We start from the raw sequence: 16,749 nt of genomic DNA, 5'->3' as shown, positions 1-16,749 counted from the left end.
TCACCGATACCCCCCGTATGGAGGCTGCCCATGGACACGCGCCCGACCGGCCTCAGTCCCGCCACCACCACGGATACACCGTGGCTCTGGGCCCTCGCACCGGACGGCGACGCACGGCCAACCTGGGGCAAGTGGCTGTGGTTCCTCCCGGTAGCCACTCTCGACTCCGCATGGCGCCTTATCCACGAAGCCGTCCAGGCCGACCAACTCGGCCCCCTCGCCAAGGCCGGCACCTTGGTCAACGCCGCCCGGGGAGATGACACACGCCGCGTGATCTGCATCTACACCGCCGACCAGAACCAGCGCAGGGCGAACAAGGCGGAAGCCGAGCGTGTCCTGCTCGCTCTGCGCCACCTCGGCGTGACACACCGGCTCGCCTACAAGACCAACGACACCACGGACGCCGGCGTCTACGGAGAAGGCGCGGCTACCTACGTTTCCCCTACGGGCACCAGCAAGATGATCGACCGCTCCGCACCGCGCTCCGAGGCCCGCCACAAGAGAGCGCGCCGCATTCGCTAGAAGTCCGGAACGACACGAGAGCAGCGGGAAGCCACCTGTCGACAGCCGCCTGGGCGAGGACAACCATCGCCGATCTGCCAAGGAGAGCAGCCGTCGGGATGCGAAGTTGTCGGCACGCGGTCCGGCAACGCCTGCTGCTTCGTGCCGACAGCAGCAGGAGCCAAGGACGTTCAACGAGAAATACTCATCGCCGAGTTGACGCCGCGATCCTCGGGCTAGCATCAGCCGGATGTCGCGAGCTACACAGTTCCTCTTACGGGGCCGGGCTGAGTCTCCTTCGGCGCACGTCCAACCGGAGCTGGAGAATTCCCTGCAGGTCCTTGGGATAGATGAGCCAGTCCCCTCTGGTCTGCGCGAGGGTCTGCGTGTGTGGGAGCGGGCCGCGGGAGCGCGCATGCTGAGCGTGTTCCACTTCCCGCTGATTCCGGCCCTGGTCGCCATTCAGGTGCTGCGGATGTCACGGCAACCCTGGGACGCGGTGGACGGCTGACTGTACGTGTGGGGGTGGAAGGCCACTCGCCAGTACGCGGATTGGGCATCCTTCCCGCCGTTCGTGTGGCTGGTGCCGAATCTTCGGACGCAGTCGCTCATCATCTGGGCGCTGTTCTACGCGCTTCCCTGCGGGCTGGCAGTGGCCGTGGTCAGCCCGATGATCTCCCGACCCCTGTACCGACTCGTCATGGCCTGCGTCCCTCCTTCTGCCGGGCCCTGGTCGCCCGCAGTCGTCGCCCACCAGTACAAGCCCGTCGCCTCTGCAGCGCGTGCCGTTCACCTCTGCGCGGCGGCCGTGTCCCGCGGCACTGATCATGGACCAGAACGCGAACTCTTTGCTGCTGTGGAAGAGGTCGAGCGGACAGTCAGGTGGGCACACCGCGTCCGGGGCACGGTGCCGCTCCTCTCATCCCGGCACCGCTTCCTCAAGGAGCACGCCGATCTGGTGGTCGGACGGCTGCGGCAGGCGGAACAGAGCGCCCACACCCACGGTGACGACGCCCTACGCGAACTCGCATGCCTTCTCGTAAAGATCGGCGACAGGTACGCCCGCGCCCGCCTGTGGTGCCTGCTGGACGCCGAGGACTTGGAAGGTGCCACCGTAGCCAAGAGTCACACTCCTCTGAAGCTCGCTGGCGCTTGCACAGTCCTGGCTGCGGCTCTGACCGCCCTTGAACTGGTCGGATTGCCTGACGCCATCAAGGAGCCGGCGGCCGGGGCGCTCGTCCTGGGGGCCTTGACCCTGTTCTACGAGCGCGGATCTGCCCCACTCGGCGTACAGGTACTCGGAGGGGGACAGTAGTGAGGCGGATCATCTTCTACCTCATTGGAAGCATGATCGTCCTCGCGCTGACCGTCCCCGTCATGAGCGAAGTGGCACGCCGGCCCAATGATCGTCCTCAGATTGGACCGATCGAAGACGAGCCCCCTGTCCACATCGGTGATCCGGGGCGATACATACGCTCCTTGGCGGGGGCATTCTTCTGCGAGCCCGATGGAACGGACAAGGAGGGAACGACCTGGTGGGTCTGCGTCAACCGTGACGGTGTCCGCGCCACCCATATCGGCATCAACGACGGAAAGGTGAACTTTTACACCGGGAGATGGGAGTGACCCCGCGTCGCGCCTTTGACCAGCGACGCTGGATACTTCGGCACATGCTTCCGTCGTGTCACGTCGTCACACACCCGGGGCTGTCGAGGAGCGGGGCAGCGGCAGGAAGCCCGACATGAACCTCAGCACGCCAGCCTCGGACTGTACGATCTCGGCGGTGCCAGGCAGCGTCTCGCAGTAGATTCGCATCCTCGCAGCACCAGTGTGCGGGAGCCCACTTTCGTCGAGGAGACCCGGTGTCGGAATTGCACTCCGCCCACGCTGACCTTCCCGCCCTGTACTGGGCTGAAGTAAGTGTGTTCCGCGGCCGGTGGATCATGTCCGTCATCGGCCCTGACCAGGGCATGGCGGCTGGACCGAACCTCGACCTAGGTCCTGCTGACGAATACACGACGGCCCGCCCGGATGATCCTGGCCGCTACCTGATCGCCGTGACCGGAAGGGTGCCGGTCCTGCCCCGAGACCAGGCGGAACGCGTGCTGGCTCAGCAGCGTTTCGGTGTCGAAGGCGCGGCCCGAGACGACGACAAGACTTTCCACGGCTGGACCCAGGTGGCCACGACGGTATGGACGGCCCGGTGTCAGCGCCTCGTATCCTGATCCGGCTTCGCGGGACCGGAGATCGCTGTGGTCGTTACTCTCCGATTCCGGAAAGGAGAGTGTCGCGCACCAGCCGCCCCGCCATGTCAGGGCGGGCGCCGACCGCGGTCGAGCAGAGCATGAAGCCAGGGCCGGGCCCATGGCGCCAGAGTCCCTTGATGGCAGGCGCGATCGCCGAGTCGGCCAACGCGTCCGGGGGCACGGCGCCGGGGCGACCAATCCTTAGCGCAACACGCCTGCCGGCTGGCCCTGTCGAAGGTCAGCCGGCAGGCCACGCCTGAATCACCCAGAACTCCAGAGGATCCTCATGCGGGTCCTGCGGCGGAAAGGGATCCAACGTCAACAACGCCTCGGGGTGGTCGCGTCCGCGGCACAGGACGCGGACGTGGTGTTTCCCGGGGGCGACGGGAAGAGCGCCGCGGACATTGCCGTTGACATCGACCACGCACAGACGATCCGTCAACGGCGCGGCGAAGATGCGCCGATAGTCCCAGGCCCCGTCCGGATCCGGCACCGGGCCGTCCCAATATTCCAGACGCACCAGCGGATAGAAGTCGTTGTCGCTGGAGTTGAGCGTCAATCCCTGGCCGGGAATCTCGACGATTTCGTCGCCCGTCGGCAGCTCCTCGAAGAGGAGCGGGCCGATCTGAAGCGTCCGGTAGTACACGCGCGGGCGGACATCGACCGCCTCAACCAGCGTCGGCATGCGCTCTCCAGACAGCCGGGGTAACGGACGCGGGCAGCCTAACCGCGCATGGAGAGGAGAGACATCGCCTGCCGCCCCACATCATCGACTGAGGCACCCGGTGCTGCAGGCCGGTGAGGTTCTCCTCGTCTCACCACTGGGCGTCCTCGGCGTGGCCGGCGCAAGCCGACGGTCCGCTCGCCGCCCGAACGCCGCTCCCTGCGCACATGACGATGAGTAACGGGTCAGAGATTCCAGCGCACTTGGGAGAGGTCAGCCTGCACGTAGAGAAGGGCGCACCGGGGGTACCGCGGTCGGAGGTACCTGTCGGAGCGGCCGGGCCCGTTCAGGGGGCGGCTGACGTCTGACGTGACAGCGAACACGACCGTGCTGATCGAGAAGCGATGCGTCGACAACAGGGCCGTGATCAATATGCGGGAGGGGAATGGCCATGACGGGCCGAACGTCTACCGGGACTTCGTCGGCAGCAGCTCATGAGCGTCGCGCTCGGCGTCGGGGGTGTGTGCCGGGCCGCAGCGACGGCCTCGAATGGCCCGGAATCAGCCGATCTTGACCATGAGTGTTCTGGCGTTGGTTCACACCTGTTGAGCGCGACTAAAGGGTGTTGCACAAGGCCGTGAACTGGGCATCTCCGGTGTATGGCTGGGGTGTTGAGGGCTGAACGGGTGTGGGTGGAGACGTTCACGGGGCTGCGGGTGGAGCAGTTCGGGCGGCTACTGTGGGCGGTGCGGGAGCGGGGTGGCAACGGCACGCTGCGGGGCCGGCCGTGGTCGTTGCCGCTGGCCGAGCGGGTTCTCATCGTCGCGGTGTACTACCGCACGAACCTGACCATGCGGCAGCTCGGGCCGCTGTTCGGCATCTCATCGTCGACGGTGTGCCGGGTGATCCAACGGCTCGGTCCGCTGCTCGCGTTGGAGCCCGTTGCTCGCCCGGCTGATGCGGCCGGCCGGCCGGTTGTGGATCGTGGACGGCACCCTGGTCCCGGTCCGTGACCGGCAGGTCGGCTCCTCCAGCCGCAACTACCGGTTCTCGGCGAATGTGCAGGTCATCGTGGACGCCGACACACGGCTGGTGATCGCGGCGGCCCGGCCGGTTCCGGGCACCACCGCGGACGCGCACGCCTGGCGGGCCTCCGGCCTGGCCGTGCACTGCCAGGGCGTGACCGTGCTGGGTGACGGCGCGTACCTGAACTGCGGGATGGTCACCCCGCACCGCAAACGCCCCCGACGGCCGCTGCTGGCGGGTGAGGAGGCCGACAACGCGGCCCACCGCACGGTGCGCGCGAGGGTGGAGCATGTGATCGGCCGGATGAAGAACTACAAGATCCTCCGCGACTGCCGACAGCACGGCGACGGCCTCCACCACGCCGTCCAGGCCGTCGCCCACATGCACAACCTCGCCCACGCATCATGACCAGAGGACCGTCTCCACCGGCCCTGACCTGCCCGAACACGGCCTTGTGCAACACCCTTTAAAGGTTGTCCCGTAACTGGGCTGCGGTGACGTCTGATGAAGCTGTGGACAGCCTCCGGTGGAGAGGCAAGGATCTGGTCATGCCTCAGATGAGTGCTGACCGGGCCGAGTTTTCGGCCTCCGAGCTTGTCGCGTTTCTGCGAGCCAGGGTTCAGGACGACTTGGACCATGCCCGCGACGCCATGGTGGAGGACGGGGAGTGGAGGGCCGAGCGGACCGTTGTCGTGCTGGACACCGGCGCCGAGATTCCGGAGGTCTACCTCGGCCCGGCTGACCACATCGCCCGGTTCGATCCCGCGCGGATTGTCAGGGAGGTCGAAGCCAGGCGGGCCCTCCTGGACCTCTATGAAGCCGCGCAGGCAGCTGGCATGGCAGTGGGATACCGCGATGGGCTTCGGCAGGCACTGGCCATGCTCGCCTCGGTATACGCCGATCACGCCGACTACCGCGAACACTGGAGGCCATAGCTGCAGCCCAACTGCACTGAGTGAGCCGCTGTTCCATCGTCTGTAGCATCGGTGAAAAGATCACGTCCCGTGTCTGCAGTGATCACGGCATCGATGCCCTCCTGGATAACCCCGTTCACCGCATTGAGTCCACGCAACTTCAGCAAGCTGGTGACCGTGGTACGTCGCGAGATCGCCGCGGAATCGCGGCGCGGACGTCCGTGGGGCCTGTCGCTGGAGGACCGCGTCCTGCTGGTCGCGACGTACTGGCGGACGAACTTGACGATGCGGCAGATCGCTCCGCTTTTCGGCGTCTCCAAGTCCGCAGCCGACCGAGTCGTCAATCACCTCGGCCCGAAGTTCGCGCTTCGGCCACGCGAGAGGTTCTGTAAGAACACCGTGCTCATCGTGGACGGCACACTGGTCCCCACCCGCGACCGCTCAATCGCCGAGCAGTCGAAGAACTATCGCTACTCCACCGCCCACCAGGTCGTCATCGACGCTGACACCCGCCTGATCGTCGTGGTCGGCCGGCCTCTGCCCGGAAACCGGCACGACTCCTGCGGCTGGGAAGAATCCGGCGCCAAGGACGCTGTCGGCACCACGATGACCATCGCCGACGGCGGCTACCAGGGCACCGGACTCGTCATCCCGCACCGCCGGACCAAGGGCGAGGAACTTCCGACCTGGAAAGACGATCACAACCGCTCCCACAAGCGAGTTCGGGCCCGCGTCGAGCACGCCTTCGCCCGCATGAAGAGCTGGAAGATCCTTCGCGACTGCCGCCTGAAAGGCGACGGCGTTCACTTCGCCATGCTCGGCATCGCCCGCCTGCACAACCTCGCCCTCAACGGATAGCCGATCCGGCTGTACCGAGGCTCCGACCTACGCATCGACCTCAAGATCATTTACGGGACAGCCTTTAGATTGCGACTATTCCGCATACGCGGATCAGGGCAACTGCCTGTATTCCGGATCAGTAGCGCCTCTCGATTCGGCTGAAACAAGGCTGGTGTTGGGTGCACCTGGTGACTCGGAATCATTTCTTCCGGACCGGGCGATCGCTTATGTTCCTCCGGCTCCACCCGCCGGTGCCAATCCGGCGGGGAATTGAGAGAAGGAAACAGGGGACATGTCCATACGTGTACGCGCACTGGCTGCGGCGGCTCTGACCACGGCCTTGGTATTCAGCGGTGCCAGTGCCTACGCCGCTTCCACCAGCACCCAGCTCAGCAACGGGACGCTCTACTTCTCGGCCCAGGACGGCGCCGTGGTGAGCGGCAACGGCAGCCTTTTCTATGGGGCGACGAAGTACAAGAAGACCGGCGGCAGCAAGGTCAACGTGTATCTCAAGATGAGCACCTCGGAGTCGGTCTTCTCCTCGCCGCTGAAGTCGGTCTCCTCGGGGCAGACCGTCGACTACTCCTTCGGCGGCAAGAGCAAGGCGAAGTACGCTCCCGACTGCAGGGCTACCGGCCTCATGGACGCGAGCACCGGCGGACCGTACTACACCCCCACCGTCAACTTCTGCTGATCTGAGCCGGTGCGTTGGGCGGGCAGCCAGTCTCCCGCCCAACGCTTCCTGCGCGGGTGCTGATGAAAGGCAAGTCGTGATCGAAGCCTCGATCAAGGCCCTCCCGGGCCTGTTCGTGTCCTTCCTGGTGCTGGCTGTTCTGTTGTGCCTGCCGACCTGGCTGATCGCGCGGAGAAGAGGGCGCCCCGTGTCCGTGCGCGTGATGCTGGCGGCATCCCTTGCCGGGATCGCTGCGGTCACGCTCCTCCCGGGAAACGCCGGAACAGCGGGCGAAGGCATGTGCGATGCCAGCTGGTCGCTGACGGACGCACTCAACTCGTCGTCGGCCTGGATGAACCTCGCCCTGTTCGTGCCGGCCGCCTTCTTCGCCGTGGCGCTCTTTCGGCGGCCGATCACGACCGTGGGAGCAGGGGTGCTTCTCAGCGGTGCGATCGAGTGGGCGCAGACTGGGGCCGTGCCGGGCCGGTCCTGCACGATGACCGATTTCGTCATGAACAGCACGGGCGCCGTGGTCGGCGCCGTAGCCGCGCAGGTGTGGCTGCTGGTGCGTCGCAACACAGAGGGCACATGGCGGCCGGTCAAGGACGCCGGCTGGGCTGTCGGCGTGACGACGGCGGGAGCCTTGGCTCTCGTCGGCCTCTTCAACGCCTCGGATCCTCAAACGTATGACGCGGCTGCGCTGCACCATCGCCAGCAGCAGGAGGCGCAGGCGTCCTTCGGATCCTCGCAATGGATCACGACGGCGTCCAAGTCAGTGTTCGGCGAGCGGTCAGAACTCCAGCAAATCCAGGAAGACAAGAAGGACGGACACCTGGTCATCACGGCCACCACCGACCGGGGCAAGCTGATCGCCTGGTGGCCAGAGAAGAAGCTGATCCAGTCCATCCCCAAAGACAACCGCGCGGAAGCCGGTCCGGTGCGGCAGCACCAGGCCGTGCAGATCGGCGCGCGGTTCGCCAAGAAATGGTTCACCGACGAGATAGACGGCGCCAAGCTGACCACCCACGTCCTCGGCCGCACGGTCGACAACCACGCGGTGTACCAGCTCACTTACCGGCGCTACAGCGACGGCCTCATGATGCCGATGCGACTCGACATCAGCATCACATCGGCGGGACGCATCATCGGCTTCACAGCCCGCCCCATCCCGGACCCCGCCATGCCGAAGAGCACCGTCAGCAAGGCCGCGGCCGAGGACCTGGTCCGCCGGCGCACCAACGTCCCCCCGGTGGCCGCCGTGCTGCTCGCACAGAAGGTCAAGGAGACGTGGCGCCCGGTGTGGATGATCGGCATGCCCGACGGAGCCAAGGAGCCGGACCTGTTCATCGACGCCGTGACGGGCCAGAAGGTAATCCCTGACGGGGCATAGGCCGCTCGAGAGCCCCGCGCAGGACCAGCCCAGCGCTGCCCCTCAGCCGCCCGCGCACCGAGCAACGTACGGGCTGCAGCCGATGCGCCTGCCTGGCCTTCGGCTGCGCCGAAGGCCAGGGCCCCTCAACGAGGGCCGGAGACCCCGAGTCCGCAAGCAGTGGCGCTCGGGCTCCGAGCGGCGTGAGTTGCCACACGACCGCTGGAACTTGTCCATCGCAGCCACGTCCTTCACAACGAAGGTCCGGAGCCACACGGGGGATGATGGCTCCGGACCATGCAACGAGCCTAGCCGCGACGACCGCGGTCGGTCTTGCCGCATGGCCGGTTTCCGTGCCTCGCCTGCCCCAGTTTTCTCCTCCGCCTCATCTGCCCCTTCCTGGGGCTCGGGACTGTCAGTGGCGCGGCAGCAACTTCCCGTTACAGCAGCGAGGTTGGCGCGCCCTCAGCGCCGGAGTTCATCGGGCTGGGCGACGGCATTCTGCCGGTGGGCCGGACCGCCAGGCCGTCCCCGCCGACATCACGAGGCCGTGCTCGGAGACAAGGCGTACGATTCCCGGCCGGTGGCCCGGCCAGCATTCGGGTGCGCCGACCACAGGCCCAGCGTTCGCCGGGGCGTCAGTCCAACCCGAGCGTGTGCAGGGCAGTCGTCCAGTCCGAGGCGATCGCATGCTGCGCCGCGGCCAGCGTCACCTTGTGTGAACACACTGCCGTGTGCAGCTTTGTCTCGACCGGGTCCTTCTCGTTGTTGACTCCACCACCCGGCTTGTGGCCTGGGTCCATCGGCTCGACCCACAGGTTGCGGGCGTCGTTCGGGTCGCCACCCAGCTGAAGCGAAATGTCGTGATCGAATTCTGCGTCGCGCAGGCTGCCCGTATAGCCGTAGGAGACCGCGTTCAGCCTCTTCTCCTGACCCGTGACCGATACCGGCGGGCGGATGCCCTTCGTGTAGCCGCCCTTCCGGCAGATCGTGCGCGCCAGATTCGCCTGCGTCACCGCCGGTGAGATCGCGCCCGGCGTGCACTTCAAGTCCGGCAATGGCTCTTTGGCCTTCGTATACCGGTAGTGGCAACTGCCTGCCGCCGGCTGCTGCTGCACCGTGTACGTCTTCAACGGGCCCGCCCCCACCGGGAGTCTGCCATCGGCACCCGGAGCCCCCGCCGAAGGGGCGGCTGGCGCACCATGTCCTCCGGAACCCGAGTCGGAACCCGACTGAGTAGACGAGCACCCAGCCAGCACGAGACAGCACAGCAGTACCAGCGGCACGCCTCGGCGCACACCGAACATGACGACCCCTCACAGAGCAAAGCAGACCTCGCAGATACTGCCCCACGCGCGCCGTGAATCCACCACCCAACCAGGGCGTACAAGAGTGCGCCACAGCCCCCGGCGGGGGGCGCGGCGCCGACAGTCGCAGGTCTTGGTGAAGGCGGTGTGGGAGAGCGAGCTGCACCGCGTGCCGTCCGGCTCCGCCAGGCATCTCGCCGCACAATACGGGCATGCACCGCCTCCCTGGTTTCCGGCTCACTACGGCTGTCTGCGCCCTCACTGCCGCACTCGCCCTCGCCGGTCCGGTAACGGGCCAGCCGGTGCGCGCGGACGATACCCCGCAGGGGGAGTGGTACCAGACCGAGGTCGAGTTCGGCGACGGTTCCGCACTCATCACGCGCCTGGACACCGGCGGCATGCGCACCACACCGGCTCGAGGCGGTGGGATGCCGAGTGAGGCCCAGCAGGCGATCGAGGACGGCAGCATCACCACCACCCGCAGCCTGGCCCCTGAGGCGCGTACGGACACCCCGAACGGCTACACCCTGCACGGCAACCACCGCACCGACCGCTACCACTACCGCTCCGACGAAGGGCTGGCCAAGCTCGACCGCTGCCAGAACGGCGAATGCACCGTGAAGGCATCGGTCAAGGTCCAGCTCAAGCAGACGCTGCACGGAGGTTCCTCGCACCGCTGGACGCTGGGCCTACACACCAGGCACTGGACCGGCGACGCCTACTCCTTCAGCTACGACTACTACTGCGGCGTCAACGTCCCGCGAGCGAGCGACTGGACCTGCGAGACCAAGGACGCCACCGCCGACGGCCACCACTTCGCCGCCCCGGTCCACGCCTCCACCGGCACCTACAACCATGACCTGAACCGGGACTTCGGGGCGCACGAGACATCGCGGACCAAATTCCCCATGGTCGCCTACCACGTCAGCTGGCCCGGCTATCCCGCGGTCGTCAACGTGAAATACCGAGGCTGGGACATCCGTCGCTACGCTGGCGTCTGGAAGCTCGCACCGGCCAGCGGAACCGGCCGCTGACCCACCCGTCACTCTCCCCGCAAGGCCGCCCATGAGTGAATACCAGGGCTCCTACAGCCCCGATGCCGACCAGACGCCCGCCCCCGTCACCTGGCAGGACCAGTCCTGCCAGGTGTGCGGGAGTGTGGACGTCATCTGGAGCTACAGCCTCACCCCCGATGCCGGTGCGCCGTCCATTGCCCTGCCGCGGCGCTGCTACTTGTGCGCAGAGTGCCAAGTCCTTTTGAGCGACGGTGACTTGACCGCCCTCGCCGAGCGGCACAGCGAGACCGAGGGGGACTGGCCCGAACCGCTGGACGTTGTACGCGCCCTGCACGAAGCCCTCGACGGGCAGCCCGTACACCGATAGAGCAGCCTCCGGGGATTCCTCGCCGCTCCTTGCCAGTGCTCGGCATGATCGGCAAGCGAGGAAGGAGACGGTGTGCCGCTGGTGGAATGCGGCACCGCGTATTCACGCGGATTCCCCGGCGTCCCTTTCGGCCGCGTCCGTGTACAGCCCGCTGTTCTCAGTGCCAGGATCCCTTGTCGTGGTCCTGAGGATTCCGGGTATCGCCTCAGGATGGAACGGCGGTCCAAGCAGTTTTGCCCGATTCGGCCGACGGAAGTGTGGGTGTGCTGGGGTCGGGCTCGCCTGGGGCGGATCCTGGTGGGGCAGGCGTCTGGCGCGGTCGGTCGTCTGGTTCACACAGACAAAGTTCCGTCACCACGCATATGACGGATTGATGTTTCCGAAGTAGCCCTACCCAGGCTCGCGATACGTTCCGTTGTTGTTGGCTGGCGGCGTGCTCGGGAGATGTGATTCCCGCTGTCAGCCTGTCGATCGCGTACACGACCTCTTCGGTGTGTGAGGGTAATCCCCATTCGTCCAGGGCATTCGTGACGAATCTGCACAGCTCTCCGCGGCCGCGCGGACCGGATTCCATGATGTGGGCGGCGAATCCGGACGTGGCAATTCCGAGGGACAGGCCCCAATCGTGAGCGTTTGGTGACGGGATGAGGCTGTCTTGTGTCAGGTTCTGTTCGACTTGTTCCGATGCACCGTCAGGCGGTCCTGCGTGACACGCTGTAGTCACTGCATGTGTCCGCACTGCCCCTCCCCGCGTGACGGCCCGCTGGCCGCGCGACAACGGTCCTGGTCCACCCAGTATTCCGGCCGAAAGGAGATCTGTGCAATTGCAGGCGAAATTGCACTCGTTGGGGTGACGGCGAACGCATGTACGCAGCGTGACTCGGCAATCCCTTCTCTACGGGGGAGAGCGTTCGAACAACGTAGGAGGACGGCCCGAATGGACTCTGCTATCAACGGTGTTCCCACCACGTCGCTACGCGGCGTGCAGTGGATCAAGAGCCGGCGCAGCGCGGCAATGGGCAACTGCGTCGAGCTGGCGGTGCTCGAGGACGGATCGGTGGCGGTACGCAACTCCCGGCACCCGGAAGGGCCCGCGCTCATCTACACGCAGGCTGAGATGACCGCGTTCCTGGCGGGCGCGAAGGACGGGGAGTTCGACGCGCTGGTCGCGTAACTGGCCAGTAAATATTGGGGTTTGCGCCCCTGGCGAGCTCCTGGGTGGAAAACTCGTTCGCACCCGATTGATCCCGCAGGAGCTCGCATGTCCGCCGCCCGCCCGCTGCACCTTCCCGACCTTGAGGTCTTCAGTCAGCCCGACCGGCACAATCCCACCGTGCTGCGCCTGGTCCTCGGCCTGCAGCTGCGGCGCCTGCGCGTGGCGGCGGGCCGGAAAGCGGAGGAGGCGGCCGGCCTGCTGGGGTGCCATCCGGCGACCATCACCCGCCTGGAGAAGTACGGCCAGCACCTGAGCGCGCGCACGGTCACGGTGCTGCTGCGGGCGTACGGCGTCGGTGAGAGCGATATCGCGCGGTTCGTGCAGCTGCTGAGGGACATCGACAAGCCGGGGTGGTGGAAGCGCTATGACGACCTGCTGCCGAAATGGCTCGATGGGCTCATAGCCCTGCAGGAGGCGGCGTCGACGATCCGCACCTACGAGGTGCAGCTCGTGCCCGGGCTGTTGCAGACCAGGGACTACGCGGCCTGGGTGACGGGCGGACTGCCGTATCTGTCGCCCGACGAGGTGGAACGCCTCGTCCAGTTGCGCATGAGCCGACAGGACCTGCTGTGGCGCTCGGACGCCCCGAATTTGTGGGTGCTGATGCAGGAGCAGGTGCTGGAGGTGTGGGGTGGTGGACCGCAGGTGATGCGCAAGCAGCTGGAGCACCTGATCGAGGTGGCCGACGAGCCGCACATCACGCTGCAGCTGACCCGGATCCGCGGCCAGTACTGCCCGCCGATCAGTAACCCGATCACCTATCTGCGGTTCGATCAGCTGGGCCTGCCCGACACGGTGTATCTGGAGGACCTGGAAGACGCGCGGTTCTTGGATAGGCGCGCGGAGTGCGACCGGTACCGCTCGATGCTCGACACGCACCTCAACGACGCCGTAGATCCCGATGAGACGGTGCGGCTGCTCAAAGCGAAGGCGCAGTCGCTGTAGAGGACTTCACGCTTCACCAGCCCGTGCGTCGGGAGATCTTGCCGATGCCGCCGTATTCGATCCACTCCTTGCTGGAGGGGCGCGGTCCGAGAACCGTGCCGGTGGGCCAGGTGGAGACGTCGACCAGCCCGGGCTTGAGAAGTTCAAGGTCGCGGAAGTAGCCCTCGACGTCCTGGCGTCTGCGGACCTTGCCCCATTGCCCGGGCAGGGCATCGCGCATGAGATCGGTGATGGTGTCCCGCATGGCGGCGTCGTCGCTGATCAGCTGGCTCACCACCAGCACACTGCCCGCAGGCAGCAGAGCGGCCATGTCCCGCAGGACCTTCTCCGGCTGATCGTCATCCGGGATGCAGTGCAGCACGGACACATACAGGGCGGCGACCGGCTGGTGGAAGTCGATGAATCCTTTTACCTCGGGATGCTGGGTGATCGACTTAGGTGAGCGCAGGTCGGCGTGGAGGACCGCGGTGTTCCGTGCGCCGGCGAGCAGGGCCCGGCTGTGGGCGAAGACCATGGGGTCGTTGTCGACGTAGACGACGCGGGCCTCGGGGGCGGCGGCTTGCGCGATGTCGTGGGTGTTGTTCTGTGTGGGCAGTCCGGAGCCGAGGTCGAGGAATTGACGGATGTGGTGCTCGGTGGCGAGGTAAGGGATAAGGCGTTGCAGGAAGTGGCGGTTGCTCGCGGCCACGGCACGTGTACTCGGGGCGAATTCGAGTAAGTCCTCGCACACCTTGCGGTCGGCAGGATAGTTGTCCTTGCCGCCGAGGTAGTAGTCGTGCATGCGGGCGAGGTTGGGCTGGGTGATATCGATGGTGCGCGGCAGAGACCTGTCGCTGGCGTCCATGCGTCCCCCCGAAAACAGCGAATGTTCATCGTAGTTGGGGAACCGCGTGATGAGCCAGAACTCAGCGACGGGAACAACTGCCCCGCTACGATAGGGGGTTGTCTTCGGACACCTTGTTGGTGAGGGGGAGCGCCTGGGGTTCAGCGTGGGGTGGATGTCCTGCCCTGCAGGCAGTCTGCGAAAGTCTTCGGCAAGGAGCGGTACGCCAGCGAGAGCCGGCAGGTGACGGTGAACGGTTCGACGCCCATGAGGTCGGCGCACGCGTGGGTGTCGAGCAGTAAGCGGTGGCGCAGCACGACCGCGTCGGCCTGGTTCGCGGGCAGTACCCGGTAGAGCACCTCGCAGCCCCCCATGCTTAGAGTTGCGCTGTCTATCGCACCTCGGGGGCGGGGGAAGAGGGAGCCCAAGAGCTCCCAGGCCACTTCGGCGGGATGCGAAGTCAGGGCGCGGGGCCAGTGGGTGGCGAGAAGTCCCAGGGCACGGGCCACGATCGCGTGACTCGAGTCCGGCTCACTGACGCGCGCCTGGGCATAGCGCAGATACGTCTCCTGGTAGAGCAGGCAGAACGCGCGGTAGTCGGCGGGTAGTTGGATGGCGACCTCGGCGGTCCGGGGGCGCCGGCATGCCCCTGGGCGCGGTGCTGCCGTCAGCGCGGGGCCGTCGGCCGGTGCGGTGAGCGGGGCGGGGCAGGGGACTTCGGGGCACAGGGCAGTGGTCATCACGACTCCGGAAGGTCAGGGTCGGTACCGAGGGCGGGATCCGGCAGACGCAGCGGCAGACAGGGTGTCTGGGCGAGGTCGCCCGGGTCGAGGCGGACGAGGAAGCCGTACTCGACGGCTTCCCACAGCGGGCGGACATCAGCAGGCCAGCCGCCCAGCGCCTTGACGAGTGCCCCGGTCATCGTCCATGTCGGCACCATGCGCCCGCTCAGGACGGCCGTGACATCCGCCGGTGCGAGCAGGCCGTCGCTGGCGTCGGCGATGTGGTCACTGCTGGGCCGCGCGGCGGCCAGGTGCAGGCCGCGCAGGGCCGCATGCAGCCGGTCGACCGCGTCGTTCAACGGGTGGCGCACCGGTGGCGCCATGCCCTGGGCGTGCTCCCACAGCAGGCTCACCTCGCGCGGATCGCCCCCGCACGCCGTCACCAGTTCCTGGGTCACCTCCCAGGTCGGCAGCCGCTCCCCGGACAAGATGCGCGACACATAAGGCGCCGACAGGCCGCCACCGATCTGCGCGGCCGCTTCTTTGATCGTCAGTCCGCTCTCGCGGTGCAGAAAGGACAGGGCTGCCGCCAGCTTGCTGCCGGCCCGCGCCGTGCTCTCGGTCAAAGCCTGTTCGTCCACCGGCAGCCGGGCCGCCGGGAGGGTCGCCTCCAGCTGGCGGGCCGCCGCCCGGTCCGCCGCCCGGCGCGACAGCCGCCGCTCGACCTCCCGGGGGGCCCAGCGCGTGCGCGCCGTGGCGGGGCTCACCGAGGCCGCGGCGGCCACCTGTTCCCAGCTCGCGCCACGGACATGCTCTTCGTGCACCGCGGCCGACATGTAGTGCTCGACCTCCCGGCTCACCTCGCTGGCCAGCCGCAGGCGGACCTCCAGGCTCTTGCCCTCGTACTCGGCCGACAGCAGGCGGGCGACCAACAGTTGGAGGTCCTCGGTGACACTGCGCCCCAGCGGCAGCGTGCTGGTCGTCTCCTTCTTGGCTTCGAGGCCCTTGCCCCGCTCACGCTGGGCGCTGCGACGGCAGGCCAATGAGCAGTATTCCCGACGCCGTCCCACCCGGTTGAGCTGCTGGATGGGGCGCTTGCAAAACCGGCACTTGCCGTTCGGCGCCTTACGCTTCGACACGCTGTCTCCCTCGTCACCCACGGACTGTTTCTCTCCTCTCGCCGTACGCACCCTCGGCCCCCACCGGAAGAGGAACAGACTGTTCCGGATCTTGGGTGGCGGGGCGAGGGCGGATGCCGGTCGGCGGCGGGCATGTCGCCGCCGACCGGCACGGCGCATGTCAGCTCGCGCGAATCCGCAGGTAGCGGACCGAGGAGCGACGGGTGGCGGCATACGCCCACGCGAGGCCACCAGCGACTGCAGGTGCCTGCCAGGCGCCGGTGATGAGAACGATCGGCAGCACGAGGAGCGCAACGAAGGCACTCAGCTGCAGCGTGCCAGTCCAGGCACTCAAAACGCGGGTTTCACGACGACGAAGCTGCGGAAGAGTAGCTTCGTAACCAGCTGAACGTCGCAAGCGACCTCCAGCTGAGAGCTGATCAAACACGGGGTCCACTCCTTAGAGCTGAGATTCTTGATTGGTCAACTTGCCCGAGCGGCCCCGGTCTTGGTGTCCAGCCGGTCCGGGGCCGACTCGCATTTCTGCGTCAAGGGACGCTAGCGCCTCACCCTCGCCGCCCGCCATCCGTACGGTGTAGTAAGGCAAACCTCGCGCGCACCGGGTGAAAATCAGCGAAACGGCCCCAGGGGTCAGTTCCGTCCCGCAATTGCAGCCGAGTCAAAAGCGAACAAGTTATGGCAGGAGCGGTCACGGCATGAACCAGATCGATCGACCTCTGTGTTCCCGCTGGTGACGGCCCCTGGAGGGTGCCGACTGTCGCCGGATCCGCTGCTCTAGAGCGCGCACGGAGAGGTGCACCCGTGCGGGCAACGGGAGAGCGGAGCGCCATTTCGAGAATGCAGCCAGGACTAATCCGGGCGACACCTGCAATCGCAAAGCCACAAGAAGAAGCGTATTGCCGCGCGAGCCGAAAGGTGAGGCGAGTCCGCCTCAACCGGGCCTGACCCCACGCCTGTTCACCAACGAAAGCGCGGCAAAGC

General features: G+C 66.8%; 18 protein-coding genes and 1 pseudogene. 13 read left to right on the top strand and 6 right to left on the bottom strand.

What is annotated here, in order from left to right:
• Nucleotides 1-30 precede the first annotated feature (30 nt).
• From ACIBUY_RS04775 to ACIBUY_RS04760, 4 genes are all read left to right on the top strand, one after another.
• Nucleotides 31-522 carry a putative phosphothreonine lyase domain-containg protein gene (locus ACIBUY_RS04775; protein ID WP_399151805.1) on the top strand — a complete coding sequence of 164 codons (492 nt, stop codon included), beginning with the start codon at nucleotides 31-33 and terminating at the stop codon, nucleotides 520-522.
• Nucleotides 523-1,075: 553 nt separating this feature from the next.
• Nucleotides 1,076-1,816 (top strand): hypothetical protein, encoded by a 741-nt coding sequence (locus ACIBUY_RS04770; protein ID WP_399151804.1) that lies wholly within the window; start codon nucleotides 1,076-1,078, stop codon nucleotides 1,814-1,816.
• A 32-nt stretch (nucleotides 1,817-1,848) separates the two neighbouring features.
• Nucleotides 1,849-2,127: a hypothetical protein gene (locus tag ACIBUY_RS04765; RefSeq protein WP_365567910.1), complete on the top strand. Its 279-nt coding sequence runs from the start codon at nucleotides 1,849-1,851 to the stop codon at nucleotides 2,125-2,127.
• Between the two features lie 236 nt (nucleotides 2,128-2,363).
• Entirely contained in the window at nucleotides 2,364-2,726 is a 363-nt protein-coding gene (locus tag ACIBUY_RS04760) for a hypothetical protein (RefSeq protein WP_399151803.1), read from the top strand.
• A gap of 259 nt (nucleotides 2,727-2,985) precedes the next feature.
• Here the strand turns inward: ACIBUY_RS04760 and ACIBUY_RS04755 are convergent, their stop codons facing one another.
• Entirely contained in the window at nucleotides 2,986-3,432 is a 447-nt protein-coding gene (locus ACIBUY_RS04755; protein WP_399151802.1) for a hypothetical protein, read from the bottom strand.
• A 638-nt stretch (nucleotides 3,433-4,070) separates the two neighbouring features.
• Between ACIBUY_RS04755 and ACIBUY_RS04750 the strand changes: the two are divergent.
• The 5 genes and pseudogenes from ACIBUY_RS04750 (at nucleotide 4,071) to ACIBUY_RS04730 (ending at nucleotide 8,254) form a co-directional block, all read left to right on the top strand.
• A pseudogene (locus ACIBUY_RS04750) lies at nucleotides 4,071-4,845 on the top strand (transposase family protein).
• 140 nt (nucleotides 4,846-4,985) lie between these two features.
• Nucleotides 4,986-5,372, top strand: coding sequence for a DUF6221 family protein (locus ACIBUY_RS04745; RefSeq protein ID WP_399151801.1), 387 nt, complete (start codon nucleotides 4,986-4,988; stop codon nucleotides 5,370-5,372).
• 69 nt (nucleotides 5,373-5,441) lie between these two features.
• Nucleotides 5,442-6,209: a transposase gene (locus ACIBUY_RS04740; RefSeq protein WP_399151800.1), complete on the top strand. Its 768-nt coding sequence runs from the start codon at nucleotides 5,442-5,444 to the stop codon at nucleotides 6,207-6,209.
• 274 nt (nucleotides 6,210-6,483) lie between these two features.
• A complete protein-coding gene (locus ACIBUY_RS04735) occupies nucleotides 6,484-6,885 on the top strand; it encodes a hypothetical protein (protein ID WP_399151799.1) in 402 nt (133 codons plus the stop codon).
• 76 nt (nucleotides 6,886-6,961) lie between these two features.
• The gene (locus ACIBUY_RS04730) at nucleotides 6,962-8,254 is read left to right on the top strand and encodes a VanZ family protein (RefSeq protein ID WP_399151798.1); all 1,293 of its coding nucleotides are present in this window, start codon (nucleotides 6,962-6,964) and stop codon (nucleotides 8,252-8,254) included.
• Nucleotides 8,255-8,871: 617 nt separating this feature from the next.
• Here the strand turns inward: ACIBUY_RS04730 and ACIBUY_RS04725 are convergent.
• Complete coding sequence (locus tag ACIBUY_RS04725) at nucleotides 8,872-9,366, bottom strand: hypothetical protein (protein ID WP_399151797.1); 495 nt, start codon at nucleotides 9,364-9,366, stop codon at nucleotides 8,872-8,874.
• Between the two features lie 386 nt (nucleotides 9,367-9,752).
• On the opposite strand from ACIBUY_RS04725, the gene ACIBUY_RS04720 reads away from it, so the two are divergent.
• The 4 genes from ACIBUY_RS04720 (at nucleotide 9,753) to ACIBUY_RS04705 (ending at nucleotide 13,084) form a co-directional block, all read left to right on the top strand.
• Nucleotides 9,753-10,574, top strand: a complete 822-nt coding sequence (locus ACIBUY_RS04720; protein WP_399151796.1) for a hypothetical protein — start codon at nucleotides 9,753-9,755, stop codon at nucleotides 10,572-10,574.
• Between the two features lie 31 nt (nucleotides 10,575-10,605).
• Entirely contained in the window at nucleotides 10,606-10,923 is a 318-nt protein-coding gene (locus tag ACIBUY_RS04715; RefSeq protein ID WP_399151795.1) for a hypothetical protein, read from the top strand.
• A 937-nt stretch (nucleotides 10,924-11,860) separates the two neighbouring features.
• Complete coding sequence (locus tag ACIBUY_RS04710; protein ID WP_399151794.1) at nucleotides 11,861-12,097, top strand: DUF397 domain-containing protein; 237 nt, start codon at nucleotides 11,861-11,863, stop codon at nucleotides 12,095-12,097.
• Between the two features lie 87 nt (nucleotides 12,098-12,184).
• Nucleotides 12,185-13,084, top strand: coding sequence for a helix-turn-helix domain-containing protein (locus tag ACIBUY_RS04705; protein ID WP_399151793.1), 900 nt, complete (start codon nucleotides 12,185-12,187; stop codon nucleotides 13,082-13,084).
• Nucleotides 13,085-13,097: 13 nt separating this feature from the next.
• On the opposite strand, the gene ACIBUY_RS04700 is transcribed toward ACIBUY_RS04705, so the two are convergent.
• The 4 genes from ACIBUY_RS04700 to ACIBUY_RS04685 form a co-directional block, all read right to left on the bottom strand.
• Nucleotides 13,098-13,928 (bottom strand): SAM-dependent methyltransferase, encoded by an 831-nt coding sequence (locus ACIBUY_RS04700; RefSeq protein WP_399151792.1) that lies wholly within the window; start codon nucleotides 13,926-13,928, stop codon nucleotides 13,098-13,100.
• A 140-nt stretch (nucleotides 13,929-14,068) separates the two neighbouring features.
• A complete protein-coding gene (locus ACIBUY_RS04695; protein ID WP_399151791.1) occupies nucleotides 14,069-14,647 on the bottom strand; it encodes a hypothetical protein in 579 nt (192 codons plus the stop codon).
• Nucleotides 14,647-15,768, bottom strand: coding sequence for a helix-turn-helix domain-containing protein (locus tag ACIBUY_RS04690; RefSeq protein WP_399151790.1), 1,122 nt, complete (start codon nucleotides 15,766-15,768; stop codon nucleotides 14,647-14,649). Before ACIBUY_RS04690 ends, ACIBUY_RS04695 begins: the two co-directional genes overlap by 1 nt.
• 160 nt (nucleotides 15,769-15,928) lie before the next feature.
• Nucleotides 15,929-16,195 carry a hypothetical protein gene (locus ACIBUY_RS04685; RefSeq protein WP_399151789.1) on the bottom strand — a complete coding sequence of 89 codons (267 nt, stop codon included), beginning with the start codon at nucleotides 16,193-16,195 and terminating at the stop codon, nucleotides 15,929-15,931.
• Nucleotides 16,196-16,749: the final 554 nt, after the last annotated feature.

This window comes from Streptomyces sp. NPDC050085, from assembly GCF_044460595.1.
Taxonomy (GTDB): Bacteria; Actinomycetota; Actinomycetes; order Streptomycetales; family Streptomycetaceae; genus Streptomyces.
Note: the sequence above shows the minus strand (reverse complement) of the source record. Positions and strands in the feature narration are given on the sequence as shown.